Here is a 22764-nt window from a genome sequence, read left to right as displayed (position 1 = left end):
AATCAATGATTTATAAAATATTTCCTACTGTGCTTCTTGTTGTCTTGTCATTAATTTCAAGTAATGAATTCTTTAATGAGACCCATGACATTAAAAAAATGGAAGCGGTTAATTTAGTAAAAACAAATTCTGAAACTAGTGAAGAACTGGTTTATCATAATTTGAATTCCAACCATTTTTCTTTACCTAAGCTAGAAAGTTTTGCTGAGGCTTTAAAAGGTTTTTATCTTTTAAAAGAGAAAGGATTAGTAAGTAAAAATATATTAACGCTCATCGACTTCAGTCTGTCTTCCAATTCAAAGAGACTTTGGGTTATAGATTTAACTACAAATACAATCCTATACAATTCGCTTGTGGCGCATGGCCGTAATACGGGTGATGAATTTGCAACAAGCTTTTCAAATTCGGCAGAATCCTATAAAAGCAGTTTGGGTTTTTACGCAACTGGGGAGATATACAATGGCAAACATGGTAAATCTTTAAAATTGGACGGTTTGGAAAAAGGGATTAATAGTAATGCTAGAGAAAGAGCTGTTGTTATTCATGGAGCGCAATATGTTTCGAATTCATTTATTCAAAACAATAAAAGATTAGGAAGAAGCTTAGGTTGCCCAGCAATTCCTTTGGAATTAACAAATGAGATCATTCAAACAATTAAAGATAAATCATGTCTGTTTGTTTATTATCCTTCAAAAGCATACAAAATAGCATCTAAATTAGTGATGTAAATATTTTAAAAATAACTTATAAAGCCAATCAGAATTTATTTTGATTGGCTTTTTTTATAAAAGGGGAATGACTCCTAGAGATTTCCGATTTATAAAAAGACCAAATTTCACTTTAATTAATAAGGTTCTTGATCTAAACCGAGAAGTTGACTATTGATTTTCATTCTCGAACTGGTTGATATCTGTCAGTTTTAGTATTCAAAAGTGTTATTTTTTTATTGAAGGGTATGTTTGTTTGGAATTATAAAGCTGTAACAATTTAATTTTAAATTGGTTATGCTGTTACTGAATTTTTTAGTGAAAATTTCATTAAAAAAGCTTGCTAGAAAGGGAACTTATTATCTATATTTGCACCACAGTAATGCGAAAGTAGCTCAGTTGGTAGAGCTCCAGCCTTCCAAGCTGGTTGTCGCGAGTTCGAGCCTCGTCTTTCGCTCTTTAAAGCCGAAACTTTATGTTTCGGCTTTTTTATTAGAACTTAAAAGCATTTTTTTGTTCTAAAAAATTTAAAATAAAACGAGTTTAAATTTTTTATAAAAAAACTTGTGTTGGTGTAAATTAATTTATATATTTGCACCCTGTTAATGCGAAAGTAGCTCAGTTGGTAGAGCTCCAGCCTTCCAAGCTGGTTGTCGCGAGTTCGAGCCTCGTCTTTCGCTCTTAAAAGCCGAAACATTTTATGTTTCGGCTTTTTTATTTGATATCGCTTATATCGCTTTGGCTTTCTATTTCTTCTGAAGCTTGATTTTGTCTAAAAAGAATTCCTTTCAAATTACCTTTCAGGATGATTTTTGAACCTTTTACGTCTAGCCAGCTTCCTTCTCTTAATCCTAAAACAGGAATTGAATTATAAGCATGAAATTCTTTTATTCGAGTCTCTCTAGTTTCTCCCATATGTTTGGACTGTAAATCAGGATCTAGATAATGTGCATTTATATTAAATGGAATTAATCCTGTCGTTTGAAAGCTTGGTGGATATACAATAGGCATGTCATTTGTATTTTGCATACTAAGTCCACAAATGACGCTTCCAGCACTTGTGCCTAAATATGGAGTCCCTTTTTTGACCGCTTGACTAAGCACAGTCATGATATTGTTTTTGTATAATTCGTTAACCAATACAAAAGTACTTCCGCCACCAGTAAAAATCCCTTCTGCATTTTCAATTGCCGAAATTGGATTTTGAAATTCATGTATTCCTTTTACGTTTATATTTATTTTAGAGAATGCAGCTACTGCTTTGGCTGTGTATTCATCGTGAGAAATACCACTTGGTCTGGCATAGGGAATGAAAAGAATGGTTTTGCAATCTTGAAAATGTTTGCTCAATTCAGGTAATAAATATTCTAAATAGTCTCCCCCGTGAAGTGTTGATGTACTTGCGATTATTATATTTTTCATTTTTTTATTGAATTTTATATGCTAAAGGTATAAAATCAGACTTCGAATTGGACTTAATTTTTATTAACATTTTTTTACCATGTCCTTAGTAATTAATTTGGAACACATTAAGATACTTTTACAACTTATCAATAATTATGGTTATTACAAATACAATGAATAAATTAGGATGTATCTTTTTTGTTTTATTTGCAACAGCTGGTCTGGCTCAAGAATCTGTTTCTACGGAATTGAAAGGAAAGGTAAATGCAGATATGTCTAATTTGGAAGGGATTTATGTTATAAATTTAAAAACAGAAAAAGCTGTAATTACGGATCAACAAGGTTATTTTTCCATTAAAGCGATTGTAGGAGATACTTTAATGTTTTCTTCGATTCAGTATAAAGGATTGAAAATTGCTTTAACTAAAGATGATTTTAATAAAAGACTTTTCTTTGTTAAGATGGTTCCAGTTATGAATCAATTAAACGAAGTTGTGATTAAAAGATACAATAATATCAATTCGAGGTCCTTGGGTATTATTCCTGAAAATCAAAGATCATATACAGTAGCAGAACGTAAATTAGCAACAGCAACAGGTCTCAATCCTAGTGCTAGTCTAAGTGGTATGGCTGGAGGCTCAATTTCTGCAGATCCCTTGTTAAACTTCCTTTCCGGAAGGACTGCAATGCTTAAGAAAGAACTTGAAGTAGAGAAAAAAGAAGCTTATTTAGTAATGCTGGATGAAATGTTTGATTTGGATCAATATGTAGGAAAGTTTCAAATACCTTTATTATATGTAAAAGGCTTTCAATATTATGCAGTTGACAACGATAAATTCACCAAAATTCTAGATCAAAAAAATAAAACAACCATTGAATTTTTATTAGGAGAACTAGCATCAAAGTATAAAGAAATAATTGCCTGTGAGAACGAATAATACTTTCTTCTTTTTCTTTTGTTTGTTTACTCAAATTATTTTTGGTCAAGTTTCCAATGAAAAAAAAATTCACGGCCTAATTACTGCAGATTCGACTTCGGTTGAAGGGATAAATATTGTCAATCTAACAACGGATAAAGCGACCTCTTCTAATAAAGATGGTGTGTTTCATCTTTTTGTAAAAGAAGGGGATCTTTTAGCTTTTTCTGCTGTAAATCTCGTAACTTTACGTAGAAGGATATCTAAAGAGGACATTTTAAAAGAAAATGTAAGTGTTAAAATGCTAGCCAATAGTATTCCGTTAAAAGAGGTTGTGGTAAATGAAAACTCACAAATCAACGCCGAAAATCTTGGAATAATTCCTGAAGGGCAAAAAAAATATACTCCTGCCGAAAGAAAATTATACACCTCAAGATCGGGATTGTTAGATAGGCCTTTAAACTGGATGTCTGGAAGAACTGCAATGCTAAAAAAAGAAGTTGCAGTAGAATATAAGGAGCAACTCATGAATAAACTAGAGTATCTATTTGAAGATAAATATTATATAGAGACTTTAAAAATTCCTGAAGAATACATTAAAGGATTTCAATATTATTGTGTTGAAAACACCGATTTTGCAGCGGCACTGAAGTCTAAAAATAAAACATTATCTATGTTTTTGATTATTACTTTAGCAGAAAAATATAATAAAATTATAACCGATGAAAACTAAAATAGGGTTAATCTTTTCAGTATTATTTTTTCAGGTTTGCTTTGCGCAAAATGAAACTAGAAAACCGTTACATGGACAGGTAGTAAATGACTCGTTAACTTTAGAAAGTGGGTATGTGTTAAACATTAACTCACAAACACGGACTTTTATTAATGCTAATGGTTTGTTTGATATTTTGGCAAAGCCAAAAGACACTTTGTTATTCTCAAGCTTAGCCTTTCAATCTAAAAAAATTGTATTGACTGAAAAAAACTGTCAAGAACGACTCTTCTTAGTGCAAATGGATTTAGTGAATAATGAATTGAAAGAAGTAGTTGTTTCGAATGGGTTAAAAGTAAATAGTTTAGGTGGTGGATCACAGCGATTTGTAGACAAAAAGTTTTTTGATGATGAGAAATCATCGCCTAAAAATCGATTAATGCCAGCAGATGGGACTATAGAGAATGGAATGGATTTTGTTCGTATTTTTAAAGATTTTAAAAAAATACTAAGAAAAAAAGAGGAAGTTAAAGACGATTTTATTTCAGATGTTGCTTTCTCAGAATATGTAAAAGTTAATTTCAGTCCCTCTTTTTTCTCTAAAGATTTAAGTTTAAAAGAGGATGAGGTGGAATTGTTCTTGCTTTATTGTTCGAATGATGCTGCTTCGAAGAAGTATTTGAAACCAGAAGACAGATTCATGTTAATGGATTTTTTGATTACTAAAAACAAAGAGTTTAAAAGAATTGCTACTTTTGGAAAATGAAAAAAAGAACTTTATACCTTTTTGTTGGATTTTTAATATTGACTTTGTCGTCTTTTGCTGCTCATAAATTTTATATGGGTATCTATCAGATTAATTATGCACCCGAAAAGAAAATGTTACAAATTACTTCTCGTATTTTTCTTGATGATTTAAATAAAACATTGGAAAAAAAATACAAAAAGCAACACTTCCATATTGGGACTAATCAAGAGACGCCTGAAGAACTAGAGTTGTTTAAAAAATACCTAGGGGGGAATTTCTCGGTTAAAGTCAATGGGCAATCTAAACCAATGAATTTTTTAAGTAAAGAAGTGGAAGACGATGTGTTAATTTGTTATTCTAATATCAAAGGAATTTCAAAAATCAGTACACTTGAAATTTATAATTCTGTTTTGATGGATTGGAGCTCTGAACAGCAAAACATTACACATATTACGGTGCTTGGAACCAAAAATAGTATTCTTTTTACAGAATCTTCAAGGAATGGAATGTTAAAATACTGATTAAAGGACGGTTTTTTGTTAAAAATTATTATTTTCACGAACTGAAACTACTAGCGTTTTATTTATGAAAAAAATTTCTTTACTCCTTTTTCTTCCAGCTCTTATTTTTGCACAAGAAAAAACGACAACCGTAACTCCTAAACAAACAGGCAAATACGACACCAACAAATTCAGTCAAATGTATGACTTATTGGCAACGCCCAATATGTTTAGAAATGCAGCTGGTGCTCCTGGTCCAGCGTATTATCAGCAACAAGCTGATTATAAAATTGACATAGAATTAGATGATAAAAATGCTAAGTTAATGGGTTCTGAAACCATTACTTACTTTAATAATTCTCCTGATAATTTAGATTATTTATGGGTACAATTAGATCAAAATCAAGCTGCTAAAGATTCTGAATCCCCATTGGCTGAGAGTGAAAAAATAACACAAACTTTTCCTGCTTCAAATTTTGCTGATAAATTTTTGAAAAAAGATTTGGAACGTGGATTTAATATTGAATATGTTAAGGATTCCAAAGGGAATTCAATGACGTACAATATTAATCATACCATGATGAGAATTGATTTGGCTTCACCAATGAAACCGGGTACGTCAATTTCTTTTTCAGTAAAATGGTGGTATAACATCAATAATTATCAAAAAGAAGGGGGGCGTTCAGGATATGAATTATTCGAAAAAGAAGGCAATAGATTATATGTAATAGCACAATTCTACCCTAGAATGGCAGTGTATAATGATGTGGAAGGATGGCAAAATATGCAATTTTGGGGAAGCGGAGAATTTGCTTTACCATTTGGAAATTTTGATGTAAATATTACAGTTCCTGCTGATCACGTTATGGAAGCAACAGGAGAATTGACAAATAGAAGTGAAGTGTTTACTCCAGCTCAGGTAAAAAGATGGGAATTGGCACAAAAAACATTTGATAAACCAGTTGTTATCGTAACTCAAGCGGAAGCAGAAGCAGCCGAAAAAGGGTTTTCAACTAAGAAAAAAACATGGAAATTTAGCGCAAAAAATGTTAGAGATTTTGGTATAGCAACTTCAAGAAAATTTATTCTTGACGCAATGGCGGTACAATTGAGTACTAAAACAGCGATGGCAGTTTCAATCTACCCTAAAGAGGCTAATCCACTTTGGGGAGAAACGTCAACAATAACAGTAGCTCATACTTTAAAAAGTTACTCTTCCCACACTTTTGATTATCCTTATCCAAAAGCGGTATCTGTTTCAGCAGAAGATCAAGGAATGGAATACCCAATGATTTGTTGGAATTTTGGTCGTCCTGATGAAAAAGGAGTAACAAGCGAGCAAACTAAAAATGGTATGATGGGTGTAGTAATTCATGAAGTGGGACATAACTTTTTCCCAATGATTGTAAACTCTGATGAGCGCCAATGGACTTGGATGGATGAAGGTTTAAATTCATTTATGGAATTCATGGCCGAACAAGAATTAGAAACAAATTTCCCATCAAGAAGAGGTCCTGCTAAAAATATTATTCCATATATGAGTGGGGATCAAAAGTTTTTGGAGCCTATTATGTCAAATTCAGAAAGCATCATCCAATTTGGAAATAACGCTTACGGAAAACCGGCAACTGCATTAAATATTCTTAGAGAAACAATTATGGGTAGGGAATTGTTTGACTATGCTTTCAAAGTATATGCAAACCGTTGGAAATTCAAACATCCTACTCCAGAAGATTTCTTTAGAACAATGGAAGATGCATCTGCAGTTGATTTAGACTGGTTCTTTAGAGGGTGGTTTTACTCCACGGATTTTGTTGATATAGGTATCAATCAAGTAAAGCAATATTATGTTTCTGAAACACCTTCGGCTGAACTTAAAAATGCTAAAGTAAGAAAAGGGCGTTTTGGTGTAGATGCTGGTCCATTTGTTTATTTAATTGAAGAAAACAATGTAGCATTAAAATCAAACCAAAAGAAAGCATTAAAAGTAGAAGATGTAAAATTACTTTCTGATTATGTGAGCACGCTTACAGCAGAAGAGAAAGGAACTTTAAAATCTCCAAAGTACTTTTACGAAGTAGAGTTCAATAAGCCAGGAGGATTAATTATGCCTATTCTTGTTGAAATTACTTATGAAGATGGAACGGTAGATAATTATAAGTATCCAGCTCAAATTTGGAGAAAGAACAATGATACCGCTAAGAAAGTATATGCTACTGAAAAAGCAATCAAAAAAATTCAAATTGACCCAAAATTAGAAACAGCAGATATTGATGTGACTAATAACACTTGGCCAAAAGAAGAGATAAAATCTAAATTTGATTAAGTTCAACTTTCATATAAAAAAAAGACTCAATTTTGAGCTACCATCTGGACACAAATATTTTAATTATATTTGAGAAAAAGTGCAGACTAGATATTTTGAAGATTTAAAAGACAAGCGATTGTTGAATAGAGGTAATTCTATTCTCAATCGCTTGTTTGCTAATAGTATTTATTCGATAAGACAATTAGCAGAAAGTGATTCTGAAGCCAAAGCGATTTACCGTTTTTTGCAAAATGATAATGTCAGTGAAGCCGATATTATCAATAATATGTCTTCTAATTGTAAAAAATGTGTTGCTAACAAATCTGTTTTATGCATTCAGGATACCAGCGAAATCAACCTATATAATCACAGAAATAGGATTAAGAAAGACGGATCAATTGGAATAACCAATGCTTCTGTTGGAGGACTTGGCTTTTTTATTCATCCAAGTTTTATTATAGATGCGGATACTTTAATGCCGTATGGTTTTTCAGATGTAAAAATCTGGAATAGAGGACATGAACTGCCTCCTAAAATGAAGACTCATACTCACAATCGTATACCCATTGAAGAGAAAGAGTCTTATAAATGGATCGATTCTTCTCTTGAAACAAAGAGAAGACTGAGTGAAGCAAAAGAAGTAATCATTATTCAGGACAGAGAGAGCGATATTTACGAACAATTTTGTCTTGTCCCTGACAGTAAAACACATTTGTTGATTAGATCGCGATTTAATCGGATGTTAGATAATAAAATCAAACTGTTCGATCATCTAAGTTCTCAATCACTTCAAGGAATGTACATTATTGAGCTAGAGGGAGATAAAAGAAGAAATATCCAAAAAAGAACTGCTGCTATCGAAGTGCGCTTTTCAGAAATAACAATAGGTAAACATCAATATTCAGGTAAACATCTTCCAGAGAAAATCAATCTTTATGCTATCGAGGCAAAAGAAGTGGGAGAAAATATTGAAAACCCAATACTTTGGAGATTGCTAACTACAAAGAAAGTCGAAGATTTACAAACCGCATTAGTTTGTATCGAATGGTACACCTACAGATGGACTATTGAAGAAGTATTTAGAATTTTAAAGAAAGAAGGCTTCAATATAGAAGCCAGCGAATTATCTCAAGGCAAAGCAGTTCGTAAGCTATGTCTTTTGATGCTCGAAACTATTATAAAACTCTTTATCATGCAAATTGCATATGCCAGAGAAGAGGAAACTGAACCCAGAAGCTGTTTTTCAGAAGAAGAAATAGAATGTTTAGAACTGCAAATTGCACAATTAGAAGGTAAAACCGAAAAATTAAAAAACCCATATAAATCGTCAGATTTGAAGCGATATATATGGGCTATAGCAAGATTAGGCGGATGGAAAGGCTATCTCTCTGAAAGAAGACCCGGCATTACAACCTTTTGGATTGGTCTTCAGAAATTTGCCTCAATTATGCAAGGTTGGATACTTTTTAGAGATGTGTCCAGACGGTAGCTCAATTTTGAGTCTTTTTTTTTATGAAAAATTTAAAAGAGGCGGAATCAAAATTTGGTATATTTGCAATATTAAAATAGAAAAAATATGTTTGGTATAGGAGGAGGAGAGTTAGTTTTTATTATGTTTATAGTGCTAATGCTTTTTGGATCGGATAAAGTTCCAGAAATGGCTCGTACTATGGGTAAAGCTATGGCGCAATTAAAAAATGCGACAAATGATATCAAAAGTGAAATCCAAAAAGGGGTTGAGGCCAATGGTTTGGATACAAAATCATTGTCTGAATTGACAGGAGATATAAATTCTCATATCAATAAGGTGAAAGAAGACCTTATGGGTGATACCGTTGCTCAGGCAAATAAAGTAAAAACCGATCTTTTAGGAGATTCAGTTGTGCAAGCAAATAAAGTAAAAGAAGATATTGAAGACATTACAGGACCAGTAAAACGTCAAAAATAATGTTGGAAAAAATACTGACGTTAGATACCCAATTACTTGTTTACTTAAATAGTTTGGGTTCTACGCAATATGATGGACTTTGGTTGATTATAACAAATCAACTCAATTGGTTGCCTTTATTCTTATTGTTATTGTATGTTATTTTAAAAAAATTAGGAACAAAACAAACCTTGTATTTACTGCTATTTATTGCTATTTTATTAACGTTTACGGACCAAGTTACCAACTTGTTTAAAAACGGATTTCAAAGACTTCGACCGTGTAATAATCCAGAAATAAATACCATAATAAGAGTAGTCAAGAAAAGTAATTCCTATAGTTTTTTTTCAGGTCATGCCGCTAATAGTATGGCTGTTGCGACATTATTGTATTTTACTTTGCGCCAATATTCAAGCTATTTTATTCTATTGTTTTTGTGGCCATTAATTTTTGCCTATAGTCGTATTTATTTAGGATTGCATTATCCGCTAGATATTTTTTGTGGGTATGTATTCGGGATATTTTCGGGATATCTATTTTCTATTCTTTATAAGAAAGCGCAAAAAAAATATTTTCCAGTTTAATTTTAAAAAGCTATTTCCAGCTGTACATTTCAATCTTCTGGTAAAAATGATTTTTCAATTACAATAAAGGAGCTTCCGTTGGTCGCTCTTTTTTGTTTAGAAAAATTTCATTTTTATACCATAAGGATTTTCATTTCCATCTGGGCTAGAAAATCTGAGTAAACGATAAAATAATTAAAGTACTCTACTTACAGTCAGTCCATCACGTATGGGGAGCAAAACAGTTTCTACTCGGGGGTCATTTTTTAATAAGGCATTATACTCCAAAAGTACTTTAGTGCTAATGTCTTTTGGGTTTAAGGGTTCCAAGACTTTGCCGCTCCATAATACATTATCCGATAAAATAATACCGCCTTTATTTATTTTTGGAACAATCAGCTCAAAATAGTTAATGTAGTTTTCTTTGTCTGCGTCAATAAAAACCAAATCAAATTTTACGTCAAGATTTGGTATGATAGCAGTAGCTTCACCTAAATGTTGTACAATTTGTTTCCCCCAAGGTGATTTGTCAAAATGTTTTCGCTGAAAATCGATCAGTTCTTCCTTAATGTCAATGGTATGAAGAACACCATTTTCTTGCATCCCTTCGCACAAACATAGAGCCGAATAACCAGTATAGGTACCAATCTCAAGGATATTCACAGGACGAATCAATTTGGCTAACATACTCAAAACACGTCCTTGAAAATGACCGCTTAACATGCGTGGTAAAAGAATTTTTTGATACGTTTCTTTATTTAAAGCGGCTAGTAAAGCAGGTTCTTTTTCAGAATGTTGTTCAATATAATCTTCTAATTCTTGTGAGATGAAATGCATTTTTGACTTTTTTAATTGATGCAAAGTTACAAATCAAAAAATGGGAATAAAAGAAGTTTAAAAGTAAATTTAAAGGAAGCTTTTTGTGTTAGAAATCAATTATTGTATAAACTAAAATCAATAACAACCTGGTCTCTTACTTTTACAAGACCAGCCATTTTTACTGGCGGATCAAGGTCAATATCTGAAAAATTGATATTGATAGTGCCATGAATTTTGTCATCTTCTTTATATAATATAAAGTCTTTGTAATTCAGTTTTTTATCTGTGATTAAAAAAGTAAGGTTGCATTTGTAATCGGACTTGTAAGCTTTGATGTCTGTTATTGTAACATGGCTGTTTGGGAATTCTTTGCATTTTACAGTGCTTTGTAAATCTTTAGTCATGATTTTATTACCACAATCAAAGTTTAGCATTGGGATATCTGCATTTATAGAGTTTTTCTTGTTTAGGTTCAAATTGATAGTGTCATTTATATAAAAAGTATTGGTACAATGGTATTTTCCCACGTTTGAAGTTCCGCTAATTTTTATTTCAATTCTATTTATTATCAGTGTTGCATTTTTTAGTGCAACAGTGGACTTAGCACCTCCTAAGAGTGTGAAAAGTGCTAAACCCATTATGCCTATTGCAATTCTTTTTTTCATTATATTAAAATGTAATTACGGCTTCAAATAAGACTCCATTAAAGTTTCCTCCATATAAATCATTAGGATTTCCTGCTGTAAATTGACTGAAATCTTTATAATTTTGATCTACATAAACTACTTTAGTCAATATGTTTTTAGTCATAAACCAACCTAGTCCAGTTTCTAATCTATTTACTGTAACGGCATTTGCATCTGCATTTTTTAGTTTTCCAGTAACTAAATTATATTTGGCTCCAACATAAAGGTTTTCGTTTTTTCCAAATCGGTACAATACATCACCTACATATTGGTTAACAGTTCTTTTATCGTCATTTCCTTTTGCATCTCCTCCAGAAGATAATTCTAATGTTCCAAAGAATTCAAGGCCTTTGTATTTTATAAAAGGGTTTATCATGTATGAAGTTGCCCAGTTGCCATATCCAGGATTGAATCTACCAGTATCTTTGTTTGCTGCAGGATCAAAGTTGTCAGCTACTTCTCCAGAAACTCCTGTGTATGCCGCATGAGACATAACACCATAAAAGCGGCTACCTGCTCTATCAGATCCATATAAGTTTCCACTTATATTTGAAACATGAAATAAAGACCCAGTTAATCGTACTCTTAAATCAGAATCAATTTGTTTGTCAAATCCTATTTTTGCTAAAATAGTGGGGCTAATAGTTGTGTTTTGAGTAGGTGAACTTGCAACTATTTCTTTTACATTTTGATTTAGTTTTGAGTTGGTAACACCTATCATACTTACAAAACCGTTTCTGTTGTAATAAAATTCAGCACCCATTTCTGTAGTGAAAGCATCCATAATGTTATTTCCAATAAAAGGGTTGGCCAATGTATTTCCATTGTCAGATCTTCTAAAATGAGCATCACCATAGTTGTTTTCCATTTGCCCGATTTTGATGGTTGCATATTTCATAAAATCAGCTAAGAAGTCTTTTTTGATAAAATCTAATTTATCAATTTGTAAATAACCTCCTTTTACCCATGTCTCATTGTGGTGTCTCGCGGCCAAATAGAGTTCTAGATTTACTCGTACACCATCATATAATTGAGCCCCAATAGTCATATTCGCTGTAGGTAAATTAAAATTATTTCCTAGATTATTTAATCTGTAACCGGTAATAGGAGCAGGTAAATTGGATTGGTCATTAAAGGATTTTACTCCTTGAAATTGCAAAGCAAATGCAGCTCCAAGATCAACGCTAATTCCTTTATATACTACGCTGTCTTTTTTTACGTCAAATTGATTTATTCCATTTTGGTCACGTGGAATCGTATTTTGAATTTGTCCAAAACTATTTTGTGCAGTTATTGTTGTCAAACTTAATACGACAGCAGCTAAAAGATAAATTATTTTCATGATTGCTTTAATTAAAGTTAATATTGAATTTTAGTGTAAGTTCTTTTCCGGTTTTAATAGTTCCAAATAATGCAGTTGGTGGGGTCATGCCAAATTCATCAAATGTAATTTTGTTCGATCCCTGTATAGTAACGGAGCCGTTACTTATTGTTGTTTGTACTTGTGTTTTGAATTCTTTGCTAACGCCAGCAATACTAAATGTTCCAATTAAATCCCAAGTGGTTTCATTTACCTTTTCAGCAGTTTTTAAAACATATTTAATGGTTTTGAATTTATTTGTGTTTAAGGTTTTGTATGCTATTTTGTCCATAGCGCCTTTGCCACTTTTTATACTTTCCGATTTTAGATTTATTGTTATTCCATTAATGGCTTCTAATTTAGAATTGGCAATAGTAATATTTGCAGTACCAGTAGCTGTGCTTGATTCCATTTCCCAGTCATGTAATGTTGAAGTTCCCAGTACAGAAAAAGTTTGTTTTTTATTTAACTCATAGTTTTTCTGAGCATTTGAAGACCATATTATTCCCAATAAAGTGATTGCTAAAAAAGCCGATTTAAGTGTTGTTGATTTCATGCTGTTATTTATTAAGTTAATTTCATGCTGGTTTGTAAATTCTATTTTTTGTATTAATTATGAGACAAATTTATACCGAAGTAGAAGAGCAATACATGATAAATATCAGTGGTTAAGGGTTTATTAAAAAACGGTAGTACTATATCGATATCTTTGATTTTTTTTTGAAATAATTTTATTTTAAAAAAGAACAATAGAATCAGCTTGAAAAGCTGAATTTGTGTGGATAATTATTTAATACAATAAATAGTCATTAAATTTGCAGCATGCAAATTGAGAAAAAAGACATACGGGCAGTATCCAAAGAAGAATTACGAGATTTTTTTGTAACCAGTGGCGACAAAGCTTTTCGTGGTAATCAAGTATATGAGTGGTTGTGGAGTAAAGGGGCGCACAGTTTTGAGGATATGACTAATATCTCTAAAGAAACGCGTGCGATGTTAGAAAGCTACTTTGTAATCAATCACATAAAGGTAGATACAATGCAACGTTCTGAAGACGGTACGGTAAAAAATGCCGTCCGTTTACATGATGGTTTAGTAGTAGAATCTGTTTTAATTCCCACCAATACTAGAACAACAGCTTGCGTTTCTAGCCAAGTAGGTTGTAGTTTGGATTGTAACTTTTGCGCTACAGCGCGATTAAAAAGGATGCGAAACTTAGAACCTGCTGAAATATATGATCAGGTTTTGGCCATAGATAGAGAAAGTCGTTTGTATCATAATCATCCTCTTTCTAATATTGTTTTCATGGGAATGGGAGAGCCACTTATGAATTACAATAATGTATTGAAGGCAATTGAAATGATTACATCCGAGGAGGGATTAGGAATGTCACCGAAGCGAATTATGGTTTCGACATCAGGAGTACCAAAAATGATAAAAAAATTAGCTGATGATGATGTGAAGTTCAAATTGGCTGTTTCTCTGCATTCAGCAATTGATGAAATTCGTGCTCGAATAATGCCTTTTAGTGCTAATTTTCCTTTGGCAGATTTGCGTGAATCATTAGAATATTGGTATCGAAAAACCAAATCAAAGATCTCTTACGAATATGTCGTTTGGAAGGATATCAATGATAATAAGGAATCAATAGATGCTTTAGTTAAATTTTGTAAATACGTACCTTGTAAAGTAAACTTGATCGAATACAACCCGATTGATGACGGAGAATTTCAACAAGCCTCTGAAGAAGCGACTAATGCTTACATAAAAGCATTAGAAGCAAGTGGGATTGTAGTTAAAGTTCGTAGAAGTAGAGGTAAAGATATAGATGCTGCTTGTGGGCAATTGGCTAATAAAGAAGCTTAATTTTAAATAAAGAGTTTAAATAAAAAGGGGTTTGACAATTTTGTCAAACCCCTTTTCTATGCAGAAGGAAGTGATTATTTCACTACTCCAAATATCTCTTTTGCAATTGGATGATTGGCTTCAAACGTATAGCCCATAATTTTTGCCATTGTTTGTGCAAATTGGTTTTGGTACAATTGAGATTCTGTTTTAATTTCCCCTTTTGCTTCAATTTGCGGTCCCATAGTGGCAAACCATATTTCAGAAGCGTCTTTAATTTTTGGACCATGACTTGTCCATTCTGATTTAGTGCTATCACCACGCCCATGATCAGTAGTAAAAACCAAAGCCGTTTTGTCTTTGTATTGTGGATCATTTTGTACAAAATCCCAAATTTCTTTTATCCAAGCATCTACCTGATGTGCCGCATCTAAATAGGAGCGATAAAATCCAGCATGTGCCCATTCATCAGTTTCCCCGTAGGAGATATACAATACTCTAGGTTTGTTAGTCTTTAATTGATCAAGCGCACCATAATGTGTAAAAATGTCTAAACATTCTTCTTCATGAAAAGGCTTAAAAGAGTCTGCCAGCATAGCATTAATCAGTTTTTGTTTCTCCGTTGGATTTTTGCCACCCACTTTGTCAAATGCAGATATTACAGGAAAACCAGCCCTTTTTTCGTTCAGAATATTATCAAAAGCATCCCAAGCACCAAAAGCAGCAACTCTCCCTTTTATTTTGGGTTGCTTATTTAAATATTCTAAAATAGTAACATTAGGATTTGCAGGATAGTGATTAGAGTTAATCAAAGTATCAGCATATCCCGTCATGATCTCGTTATAACCAGGATAACTAAACCAGTAAGGGTTGGCATTGTTTACTTTATTGCCAAGTGTTCTATTACCATAAATTTGTCCTTTTTTGGCAACTACTGACCACATAAAAGGCATTAGCTTTTCTCTGCGTTCGTCACTATTTTCAGCCCAGTATTTTTTGTAAATATAAGAGCTGTCATTTTGATTGAATTTTTTGTCTCTTGCTAAGGTTTCATCCATACCCTTAAAAACCTCTTGCCATCTAAAACCATCTGTAGTGATGATAATTATGTTTTCAGCTTTTTGCGCATTAGTGATTACAGCACTTAAAAGTAGTAGTATTAAAAATATTTTTTTCATGTTTTTTTAATTAAAAATTATCCCACCATACTTTTACATTGATATCATCGCTACCCATTTTTTGTAATGCCTCACTATTGTTTTCGGCATTTACTGATTGCTCTAAACTAGGATACATGATTCTTCTTGGAACTTTACCATTGTTTTTTGAACCAGGACCTGCTTTAATAAAACTTGGTTTACCCGTCCTTTTCCAGTCTAGCCAGGCTTCTACTCCAGTGTGGTATAAAGCTAACCATTTTTGAGTATATAATACCTCAGTAGTTGCACTATAGGGTGCAGTTGTAGTCAAGTAATCTGCAGGCATAATTACATTCCATTGTTTGAAAGAAGCTTCTACAGCAGTATCGTAATACGTTTTCGCAGATCCAGATGTGATAAGATTGCGTTGACTTGCTTCGGCTAATAAAAAGTTTAATTCACTATACGTCATGAATATTGAAGATATTTTTGTTTTGTTATAAAAATAATCTTCCGCTCTTCTAGAATATTTTGTAGGTTCTCCAATTTGATCTAAAGTAAGACCAGGTTGAAGTCCTAACTGATTAGTAGTTCCCACAATTGGATCAATCCATTCTTCTAGTCGGGGATCGTTATTTGTAATTAACGTGTTTACTAAATTAGTAGATGGAATCACAATATTATATCCATATAATCTATTGATACCATCACTCATAGGAGAGATATTAGGAAAACTTCCTGAGTAAACATAGTTAGCATTATCTGCATTGGATTGAAATATAGGATATTCAGTAGGTTTACTAATGATTTCATTTAATTTGACGCTTACATTTACTTTATTAGAGATACGCATCAAAAGCCTTACGTGTAATGAATTACAGAATTTTTTCCATTTCAACATGTCTCCACCATACAATAAGTCACCTTCTACTTTTGTTTTTGTATCTATTAAAGTATTTGCTTTATCTAAGTTTAAAAGTAATTGGGTGTAAATTTCTTCCTGAGAATCGTACTTAGGTTTTAAAATTCCTTCTTCTCCTTTTGAGGCTTCAGAGTAAGGGGCATAACCATAAGAATCCGTAATAAGACTCATTGTGTAGGTTTCAAGAACCAGACTTATCGCTTCATAGTTTTTGTTGTTTAATAGAATTGCTTGCTTTTTAATGTCGTAGATGTCATTAAGCCATTTGTACATTCCCCAAAAACGGTTGTCAGCACCCCAGTTGTAAATGTCTAATTCATTGTACTCGTAGTTACCGCCATATTGAGCCACGATATCTCCAAAGTTGAAAGAATTTGAAACATTATTATTTGCTAGATTGAAAATAACGTTAGGTAATAACTGCTTCGGTTGTGAGGCAGTTGGTTGGTTTTTATTAGTGTTGATTTCTTCAAATCCATCGGTACAAGAAATACTGACACTTAATAATAGTATGAATAATATGATTTTTTTCATGATAATTTTTTTAGAATGAAGCATTTAATTTGATTCCATAGTTTCTAGATGAAGGCAGTTGTAGTACTTCAAATCCTGGTAATAATGTACCCCCGCTTATCGCTTTAGTTTCTGGATCGATGTTTGGGACTTTTGTCCAAAGGGCTAAATTATTTCCTACTAAACCAATGCTTAAGTTTTGCATTTTCACTGCTTTGAACCATTTGTCAGAAAATCTATAATTTAAACTTACTTCTCTTAGTTTTACATAAGACGCATCAAATGAATTGGCTTCAATATTATCTCTACGAAAGGCATTAGAGTAATACCAGTTTTCGGCGCTTATTGAAGTGGTATTTGGGCTGTAAGTTCCATCTGTGTTTTGTACGACTCCTTTTCCAACGATTCCAGTTTCTCTACCAGGTAATGAAACCGCTAGTATGCCACTTTCCATTCCTATAGCATTGGTCATCGAATAGATTTTCCCGCCATGTCTTACATCAAATAAAGCATTAAGGCTGATGTTTTTGTATTTTAAATTAGTAGCAAGACCTAACATCCAATCTGGATTGTAGTTTCCTATTTTTTTAATTTTAGTATCTAAAATTGGAGAACCAGTATTGTCATATACAATTTGGTTGTCAGGACTTCTTAAATAACCACGACCGTATAAATCTCCCATTCGTTCACCTACACGTGCTTCAATGGTACCACCATTAGGACCTTGAGCAATGATATAATTATTAATTCCATCTGTCAATTCTTTTACGGTACCTCGATTTTGAGTAAAATTGGCGTTAAGCGACCATTCAAAATCTTTTGTTCTAACAGGTGTAATTCCTAGACCTAATTCGATTCCTTTATTTTGAATTTTACCCGCATTAATCACATTCGAATTAAAACCAGTTGATTGTGAAATATCCAAACCTACAATTTGATTCTTAGAGTTGGTAATATAATAACTCGCATCAAGTGTAATTCTTTTTTTGAAAAACTGAGCTTCAAAACCCACCTCATAAGAAGTTGCAATTTCTGGTTTTAAATTACTGTTTAAAATAGAATTAGGATTGGTTAAAGTCCCAGCCAAAGCTCCATTGTCATAGGTTTTTACTAATCGATAAGGATCAGTATCATTTCCTACAGATGCAGCGTTCACTCTTAGTTTTAAGAAATCAATATTTTCATTCATTTCAAATAGTGATGTTGGAATAAAACTCAATGATGCCGATGGATAGAAATACGAGTTGTTGTTTGCAGGTAATGTAGATGACCAGTCATTTCTTGCGGTAAGGTCTAAATACAGATAATCTTTGTATCCAATATTGGCCAAACTATACATACTGTTAATACGCTTTTTGTAAATGTTTCTCGATTGAATCGGCATCACATTGATGTTCTGTAAATTGTAGATACCTGGAATACTGATCCCTTGCCCTTCAATCTTACTTTCGGATGTGTATTGATTCATACTATTCGCACCGTAAGATATTTTAACGGAAAAATCACCAAAACTATGATCGTAACTCAATAACATATCGGCATTATACTCTGTAAACCCAATGGTTTGTTCGCGATACATTCCGTTAGTATATCTTGAAGAACCAATAGGTCTTCTGGACCATCTAAAATCATTTGAATTATCCATCCCAATACGAGCCATGAATGAAAAGTCATTGTTGATTTCATAAGTAGAAGAAATATTACCAAAAAGGCGTCCTTTTTTGAAAGCATTGATGTTCTCGTAAGCAATCTTGAATGGGTTATCTCCCCAACCAAACATGCTATTTTGTTTTACATCTTTTGTAATCCAATAATCTTTAAGCCAGTCTAAATCAACATTGGTATGATTCCAAAGTAAATTATACATAATACCTTGGCTTCCGTAACCAGTAACAGGCGTGTTATCACTTGAACTTTTTGTATAAGTGGCTACCGTACTTAATTTCCATTTGTCCGAAATAGAATAATTAAGGTTTAAGCTTATATTTTCTCTTTTCAAATTAGAATTAGGAACAATATCTTCGCTATTTGTTTTTCCGTAACTCAATCTGAAATTCGTTTTTTCATCAGAACCCGAAACCGAAACCGAATTTGAGATAGAACTTCCTTTTCTAAAAAAATCATTGAGGTTGTATCTAAATTCAAAGGGTAATACTTGCCCTTGTCCTACAGAATACCCTGGGCTTCCGTTTTGTAATAATGAAATGCCAGAGTCAAAACGAGGGCCTAAATTTGTATCTGCACCTGCGTCGTAAATTTGTTTAGAACCCGCGCCATACACACCTTGAATTTCAGGTAATCTTAATGCTTCGCTTGTCATAAAAGAAGAGGAAATTGAAACTCCAAGTCCTTTTCCTTTCTTACCGGATTTAGTTGTGATAACAATAACTCCATTTGCGGCTCTGGAACCATAAAGTGCCGATGCCGCTGCTCCTTTTAAAACGTTTACACTCTCAATATTTTCTTGATTAATTTCCGAAGCACCATTTCCATAATCAGTAGGTAAATCAGTTTGAGTCGTTGCAGATCCACCCACACCATATACATTATTGTTAATTGGTATACCATCTACAATAAATAAAGGCCCGTTATTATTAATATTCAAAGATTTATCACCACGGATTGTTATTCTTGAAGAACTTGTAATTCCGTTACCAGAACCAGTGATTTGTACCCCAGATATTTTCCCTGTTAAGTTCGAAACAAAATTAGATGAGTTTACTTTGTTAATATCATCCGATTTTAATTCTTGTGAAGCATATCCTAGTGCACGTTTGTCTCTTTTAATTCCTAATGCAGTAACAACCACTTCGCCCAGTGATATGGAATCATCTTGTAGTATTACATTTTGATTTTCTTGATTACTAACTAAAACTTCTTTGGTTGTGAATCCCATAAAAGTAAATACTATTGTTTTTCCTTTTTCGACATTAATAGTATAGTTTCCATTGCTATCAGCAATAGTTGCATTTTTAGATCCTTTAACTAAAACTGTTGTTCCGGTAAGTGGGAAACCAGACGAATCGGTGACTTTTCCAGAGATTGATTTTGTTTGTGCATTCACTAAATGCACACAAAACACAAGTAAAAGAAATAGTAGATTTTTTCTTGAAATTTTCATTTTTTTTTGTTGTTTGTTTTCGTTGTGCAAACTTATAGGTAGGATTTCTACATCAGATTAAGACAACTTTAACAAAAAGACAAATGAAATTAAGAATGGGTTAGCAATGTTAAGGAGAAGGTTTTTTTTAAATGAATGACTTAAATTAGATTTAAGGCTAAATATATTTGCCAAAAGATGTAACTTTGAATGCTAAATGAATGTCACTTCTCAAATAAAACAGCCCATCTTTAAAGAAATGGAACTTTTTGAAAAAAAGTTCTATGAATCGATGACCTCGCAAGTGGCTTTGTTGAACAGAATCACCTACTATATAGTGAATCGAAAGGGTAAACAAATGCGACCTATGTTTGTTTTTTTGACCGCTAAGATGGTTTCTGCTGGAACAATAAACGAAAGAACCTACCGCGGGGCTTGTGTGATTGAATTGATTCATACTGCAACATTAGTGCATGATGATGTGGTGGATGATAGTAATCGTCGCAGGGGTTTTTTCTCCATTAATGCATTGTGGAAAAATAAAATCGCCGTACTTGTAGGAGATTATTTGCTCTCAAAAGGATTGCTGCTTTCTATTGATAATGGTGATTTTGATTTACTTAAAATTATTTCTGTCGCCGTACGTGAAATGAGCGAGGGGGAATTACTTCAAATAGAAAAAGCCAGAAGACTGGATATTACGGAAGATATTTATTACGAAATTATCCGTAAAAAGACTGCTACACTTATAGCAGCTTGTTGTGCTCTTGGCGCAAAATCAGTTATTGATGATGAGGTGCAAGTTGAGAATATGCGAAAATTTGGTGAGCTTATTGGAATGGCTTTCCAAATCAAAGATGATTTATTTGATTATACTGATGATGCTATTGGGAAACCAACAGGTATTGATATTAAGGAACAAAAAATGACTCTTCCTTTAATTCATGTTTTGAATACCTGTACTTCAAAAGAGAAATCGTGGTTAATCAATTCCATAAAAAACCACAACAAAGACAAAAAAAGAGTAAAAGAAGTAATTGCTTTTGTAAAAGATAATAATGGTTTGGGATATGCCGAAAACAAAATGGTCGAATTTCAACAAGAAGCACTTTTGCTATTGGATAATTATCCCAACTCGGCCTTTAAAGATGCTTTAATCTTAATGGTTAATTACGTTATTGAAAGAAAGAAATAGTTTTTTTTAAAATTATAACTCGCTGGCAGTTATTGTTTTATTTTTTAAACCCCATTTTTTTTTAACTGCTATGCAACCTTTTTGCATTGTCAATCGTCTATACTAATAGAAACCCTTTATAAAGACTTTGAAAGTAATCAACTTACATCAAGAGGAAAAAGAAATGATCCAGCTAGCTGTCGAGAATAATCGTCAGGCACAGCAGCAAATTTATTCTCGGTTTTCACCAAAAATGTTAAGTATCTGCCGGCTTTATGTAAAAGACGTACAACAAGCCGAAGATGTGATGATTACTTCCTTCATGAAAGTATTTACTGGTCTTAAAAATTTTCAACACAACGGGAGTTTTGAAGGTTGGATTAGGCGAATCATGGTTAATGAATGTATCTCTTTTTTGCGAGTGCATAAGAAAGTAAGCTTTATTGAAGATGTAGTTCATGTAGAGGAAAGTGACGAAGCTGAAGAATGCGAATTTTCAACAGATGACATTCAGTGTATGATAGATAATTTACCTGATGGCTATAAAATGGTTTTCAATTTATATGCTATTGAAGGTTTTAAACATAAGGAAATAGCCATTATGCTTGGGATCAATGAAGGAACATCTAAGTCACAATTGGCACATGCAAGAAAAATTTTGCAGAAGCAAATTAACGCAACAAAAAAATACGATTATGGAACCGAATAAATTGGATAGCATAATGAAGGAGAAATTGGAGGCAAGAAAAATTCAGCCTTCTGCTCAAGCATGGGATCGATTGGATGCGATGTTGACTGCTACTGAGAAACCGAAAAGGTCTTTTACTTGGATGTATATTGCAGCTAGTTTTATAGGTTTCCTAATTGTTGGGACTATTTTTTTTAATGGTTTTGGAGCTAAAAAAATAAGTACTACTACTCCAGTTGTATTGGAACAAAAATTAGATCGGAATACTACTGAAGAACAAAAAGTAAATATTAAAGATACTACAACTTCTATAAGTACTAAAAGTTTGATTAGGAGGAAAGAAGTGGTGGCCGAGAATAATAATCTAAACAGAAAGCCAACGCAATTAGTGAATAAAAACAAGGAGATTTCAGTCATCAATCAAAACAAATCAGAAAACAATCAAAATAATGTCCCTGTTCCTTTAGTTGCTGAGAAAGCGAGTAATAATACAATCAATACTCTTTTAGGATCTATTGAGTCAAAAATGGTTAAAGAGAACCAAATAGGGCAAAAACAATCAGTTTCTGTTAATGCGAATAACTTACTTTCACAAGTAGATAACGAACTAGAACCTTCTTTTAGAGAAAAAGTAATTGTAAAAATTAACAAAAATTACCAAACTGTAAAAGTAGCGTTGGCGAATAGAAATTTAGAATAAACAAATCATCAATCATTATTAAAATCAAATTA

21 protein-coding genes and 2 tRNA genes are annotated in these 22764 nt (G+C 32.7%); 15 read left to right on the top strand and 8 right to left on the bottom strand.

Annotation, left to right across the window (positions count from 1 at the left end; translation table 11 throughout):
* Positions 1-5: 5 nt before the first annotated feature.
* The 3 genes from AB3G36_RS01015 to AB3G36_RS01005 all read left to right on the top strand — a co-directional run bounded on the left by AB3G36_RS01015 (position 6) and on the right by AB3G36_RS01005 (position 1387).
* Positions 6-728 carry a murein L,D-transpeptidase catalytic domain family protein gene (locus tag AB3G36_RS01015; protein ID WP_367755130.1) on the top strand — a complete coding sequence of 241 codons (723 nt, stop codon included), beginning with the start codon at positions 6-8 and terminating at the stop codon, positions 726-728.
* Positions 729-1091: 363 nt separating this feature from the next.
* Positions 1092-1164, top strand: a tRNA-Gly gene (locus AB3G36_RS01010).
* Between the two features lie 150 nt (positions 1165-1314).
* Positions 1315-1387, top strand: a tRNA-Gly gene (locus tag AB3G36_RS01005).
* A gap of 34 nt (positions 1388-1421) precedes the next feature.
* Here AB3G36_RS01005 and pepE read toward each other — a convergent pair.
* Positions 1422-2129, bottom strand: a complete 708-nt coding sequence (gene pepE, locus AB3G36_RS01000) for a dipeptidase PepE (RefSeq protein WP_367755128.1) — start codon at positions 2127-2129, stop codon at positions 1422-1424.
* 155 nt (positions 2130-2284) lie between these two features.
* On the opposite strand from pepE, the gene AB3G36_RS00995 reads away from it, so the two are divergent.
* The 8 genes from AB3G36_RS00995 to AB3G36_RS00960 all read left to right on the top strand — a co-directional run bounded on the left by AB3G36_RS00995 (position 2285) and on the right by AB3G36_RS00960 (position 9807).
* The gene (locus AB3G36_RS00995) at positions 2285-3049 is read left to right on the top strand and encodes a carboxypeptidase-like regulatory domain-containing protein (RefSeq protein ID WP_367755126.1); all 765 of its coding nucleotides are present in this window, start codon (positions 2285-2287) and stop codon (positions 3047-3049) included.
* Positions 3036-3761, top strand: a complete 726-nt coding sequence (locus AB3G36_RS00990; RefSeq protein ID WP_367755124.1) for a hypothetical protein — start codon at positions 3036-3038, stop codon at positions 3759-3761. The genes AB3G36_RS00995 and AB3G36_RS00990 overlap by 14 nt, the downstream gene beginning before the upstream one ends.
* The gene (locus AB3G36_RS00985) at positions 3751-4506 is read left to right on the top strand and encodes a hypothetical protein (protein ID WP_367755122.1); all 756 of its coding nucleotides are present in this window, start codon (positions 3751-3753) and stop codon (positions 4504-4506) included. Before AB3G36_RS00990 ends, AB3G36_RS00985 begins: the two co-directional genes overlap by 11 nt.
* The gene (locus tag AB3G36_RS00980; RefSeq protein WP_367755120.1) at positions 4503-5009 is read left to right on the top strand and encodes a DUF6702 family protein; all 507 of its coding nucleotides are present in this window, start codon (positions 4503-4505) and stop codon (positions 5007-5009) included. The genes AB3G36_RS00985 and AB3G36_RS00980 overlap by 4 nt, the downstream gene beginning before the upstream one ends.
* Before the next feature lie 64 nt (positions 5010-5073).
* Positions 5074-7314: a M1 family metallopeptidase gene (locus tag AB3G36_RS00975; protein ID WP_367755118.1), complete on the top strand. Its 2241-nt coding sequence runs from the start codon at positions 5074-5076 to the stop codon at positions 7312-7314.
* Positions 7315-7393: 79 nt separating this feature from the next.
* Positions 7394-8785, top strand: a complete 1392-nt coding sequence (locus AB3G36_RS00970; RefSeq protein ID WP_367755116.1) for an IS4 family transposase — start codon at positions 7394-7396, stop codon at positions 8783-8785.
* A gap of 87 nt (positions 8786-8872) precedes the next feature.
* Complete coding sequence (locus AB3G36_RS00965) at positions 8873-9244, top strand: twin-arginine translocase TatA/TatE family subunit (RefSeq protein WP_367755114.1); 372 nt, start codon at positions 8873-8875, stop codon at positions 9242-9244.
* Positions 9244-9807: a phosphatase PAP2 family protein gene (locus AB3G36_RS00960; protein ID WP_367755112.1), complete on the top strand. Its 564-nt coding sequence runs from the start codon at positions 9244-9246 to the stop codon at positions 9805-9807. Before AB3G36_RS00965 ends, AB3G36_RS00960 begins: the two co-directional genes overlap by 1 nt.
* A 174-nt stretch (positions 9808-9981) precedes the next feature.
* Here AB3G36_RS00960 and AB3G36_RS00955 read toward each other — a convergent pair whose 3' ends face one another.
* The 4 genes from AB3G36_RS00955 to AB3G36_RS00940 form a co-directional block, all read right to left on the bottom strand.
* Complete coding sequence (locus AB3G36_RS00955; RefSeq protein WP_367755110.1) at positions 9982-10623, bottom strand: O-methyltransferase; 642 nt, start codon at positions 10621-10623, stop codon at positions 9982-9984.
* A 95-nt stretch (positions 10624-10718) separates the two neighbouring features.
* Positions 10719-11270, bottom strand: a complete 552-nt coding sequence (locus AB3G36_RS00950; protein ID WP_367755108.1) for a hypothetical protein — start codon at positions 11268-11270, stop codon at positions 10719-10721.
* 4 nt (positions 11271-11274) lie between these two features.
* The gene (locus AB3G36_RS00945) at positions 11275-12633 is read right to left on the bottom strand and encodes a hypothetical protein (RefSeq protein ID WP_367755106.1); all 1359 of its coding nucleotides are present in this window, start codon (positions 12631-12633) and stop codon (positions 11275-11277) included.
* A gap of 7 nt (positions 12634-12640) precedes the next feature.
* Entirely contained in the window at positions 12641-13207 is a 567-nt protein-coding gene (locus AB3G36_RS00940) for a YceI family protein (protein WP_367755104.1), read from the bottom strand.
* Between the two features lie 266 nt (positions 13208-13473).
* Here AB3G36_RS00940 and rlmN point away from each other — a divergent pair, with 266 nt between their 5' ends.
* On the top strand, positions 13474-14517 hold the full coding sequence (rlmN, locus tag AB3G36_RS00935; RefSeq protein ID WP_367755102.1) for a 23S rRNA (adenine(2503)-C(2))-methyltransferase RlmN: 1044 nt from the start codon (positions 13474-13476) through the stop codon (positions 14515-14517).
* A gap of 74 nt (positions 14518-14591) precedes the next feature.
* Here rlmN and AB3G36_RS00930 read toward each other — a convergent pair whose 3' ends face one another.
* The 3 genes from AB3G36_RS00930 to AB3G36_RS00920 are packed head-to-tail and all read right to left on the bottom strand — an operon-like array spanning position 14592 to position 20191.
* Positions 14592-15674, bottom strand: a complete 1083-nt coding sequence (locus AB3G36_RS00930) for a phosphoglyceromutase (protein WP_367755100.1) — start codon at positions 15672-15674, stop codon at positions 14592-14594.
* A gap of 10 nt (positions 15675-15684) precedes the next feature.
* Positions 15685-17091 (bottom strand): SusD/RagB family nutrient-binding outer membrane lipoprotein, encoded by a 1407-nt coding sequence (locus AB3G36_RS00925; RefSeq protein ID WP_367755098.1) that lies wholly within the window; start codon positions 17089-17091, stop codon positions 15685-15687.
* A gap of 10 nt (positions 17092-17101) precedes the next feature.
* Positions 17102-20191 (bottom strand): SusC/RagA family TonB-linked outer membrane protein, encoded by a 3090-nt coding sequence (locus AB3G36_RS00920; protein ID WP_367755096.1) that lies wholly within the window; start codon positions 20189-20191, stop codon positions 17102-17104.
* Between the two features lie 196 nt (positions 20192-20387).
* Between AB3G36_RS00920 and AB3G36_RS00915 the strand changes: the two genes are divergently transcribed.
* The 3 genes from AB3G36_RS00915 to AB3G36_RS00905 all read left to right on the top strand — a co-directional run bounded on the left by AB3G36_RS00915 (position 20388) and on the right by AB3G36_RS00905 (position 22732).
* Entirely contained in the window at positions 20388-21365 is a 978-nt protein-coding gene (locus tag AB3G36_RS00915; protein WP_367755094.1) for a polyprenyl synthetase family protein, read from the top strand.
* A gap of 127 nt (positions 21366-21492) precedes the next feature.
* The gene (locus AB3G36_RS00910) at positions 21493-22053 is read left to right on the top strand and encodes an RNA polymerase sigma factor (protein WP_367755092.1); all 561 of its coding nucleotides are present in this window, start codon (positions 21493-21495) and stop codon (positions 22051-22053) included.
* On the top strand, positions 22040-22732 hold the full coding sequence (locus AB3G36_RS00905; RefSeq protein WP_367755090.1) for a hypothetical protein: 693 nt from the start codon (positions 22040-22042) through the stop codon (positions 22730-22732). Before AB3G36_RS00910 ends, AB3G36_RS00905 begins: the two co-directional genes overlap by 14 nt.
* Positions 22733-22764: the final 32 nt, after the last annotated feature.

The sequence above is a fragment of the Flavobacterium sp. WC2430 genome (assembly GCF_040822075.1).
Taxonomy (GTDB): Bacteria; Bacteroidota; Bacteroidia; order Flavobacteriales; family Flavobacteriaceae; genus Flavobacterium.
The sequence above is the reverse complement of the archived record's forward strand: the minus strand, read 5'-3'. Positions and strand labels throughout refer to the sequence as shown.

Excerpts from the sequence above, each read along its gene's own strand:
- AB3G36_RS01015 (WP_367755130.1), top strand. The coding sequence starts at position 6 with ATGATTTATAAAATATTTCCTACTGTGCTTCTTGTTGTCTTGTCATTA.
- pepE (WP_367755128.1), bottom strand. The coding sequence starts at position 2,129 with ATGAAAAATATAATAATCGCAAGTACATCAACACTTCACGGGGGAGAC.
- AB3G36_RS00995 (WP_367755126.1), top strand. The coding sequence starts at position 2,285 with ATGAATAAATTAGGATGTATCTTTTTTGTTTTATTTGCAACAGCTGGT.
- AB3G36_RS00985 (WP_367755122.1), top strand. The coding sequence starts at position 3,751 with ATGAAAACTAAAATAGGGTTAATCTTTTCAGTATTATTTTTTCAGGTT.
- AB3G36_RS00980 (WP_367755120.1), top strand. The coding sequence starts at position 4,503 with ATGAAAAAAAGAACTTTATACCTTTTTGTTGGATTTTTAATATTGACT.
- AB3G36_RS00975 (WP_367755118.1), top strand. The coding sequence starts at position 5,074 with ATGAAAAAAATTTCTTTACTCCTTTTTCTTCCAGCTCTTATTTTTGCA.
- AB3G36_RS00965 (WP_367755114.1), top strand. The coding sequence starts at position 8,873 with ATGTTTGGTATAGGAGGAGGAGAGTTAGTTTTTATTATGTTTATAGTG.
- AB3G36_RS00960 (WP_367755112.1), top strand. The coding sequence starts at position 9,244 with ATGTTGGAAAAAATACTGACGTTAGATACCCAATTACTTGTTTACTTA.
- AB3G36_RS00955 (WP_367755110.1), bottom strand. The coding sequence starts at position 10,623 with ATGCATTTCATCTCACAAGAATTAGAAGATTATATTGAACAACATTCT.
- AB3G36_RS00950 (WP_367755108.1), bottom strand. The coding sequence starts at position 11,270 with ATGAAAAAAAGAATTGCAATAGGCATAATGGGTTTAGCACTTTTCACA.
- AB3G36_RS00945 (WP_367755106.1), bottom strand. The coding sequence starts at position 12,633 with ATGAAAATAATTTATCTTTTAGCTGCTGTCGTATTAAGTTTGACAACA.
- AB3G36_RS00940 (WP_367755104.1), bottom strand. The coding sequence starts at position 13,207 with ATGAAATCAACAACACTTAAATCGGCTTTTTTAGCAATCACTTTATTG.
- rlmN (WP_367755102.1), top strand. The coding sequence starts at position 13,474 with ATGCAAATTGAGAAAAAAGACATACGGGCAGTATCCAAAGAAGAATTA.
- AB3G36_RS00930 (WP_367755100.1), bottom strand. The coding sequence starts at position 15,674 with ATGAAAAAAATATTTTTAATACTACTACTTTTAAGTGCTGTAATCACT.
- AB3G36_RS00925 (WP_367755098.1), bottom strand. The coding sequence starts at position 17,091 with ATGAAAAAAATCATATTATTCATACTATTATTAAGTGTCAGTATTTCT.
- AB3G36_RS00920 (WP_367755096.1), bottom strand. The coding sequence starts at position 20,191 with ATGAAAATTTCAAGAAAAAATCTACTATTTCTTTTACTTGTGTTTTGT.
- AB3G36_RS00915 (WP_367755094.1), top strand. The coding sequence starts at position 20,388 with ATGAATGTCACTTCTCAAATAAAACAGCCCATCTTTAAAGAAATGGAA.
- AB3G36_RS00905 (WP_367755090.1), top strand. The coding sequence starts at position 22,040 with ATGGAACCGAATAAATTGGATAGCATAATGAAGGAGAAATTGGAGGCA.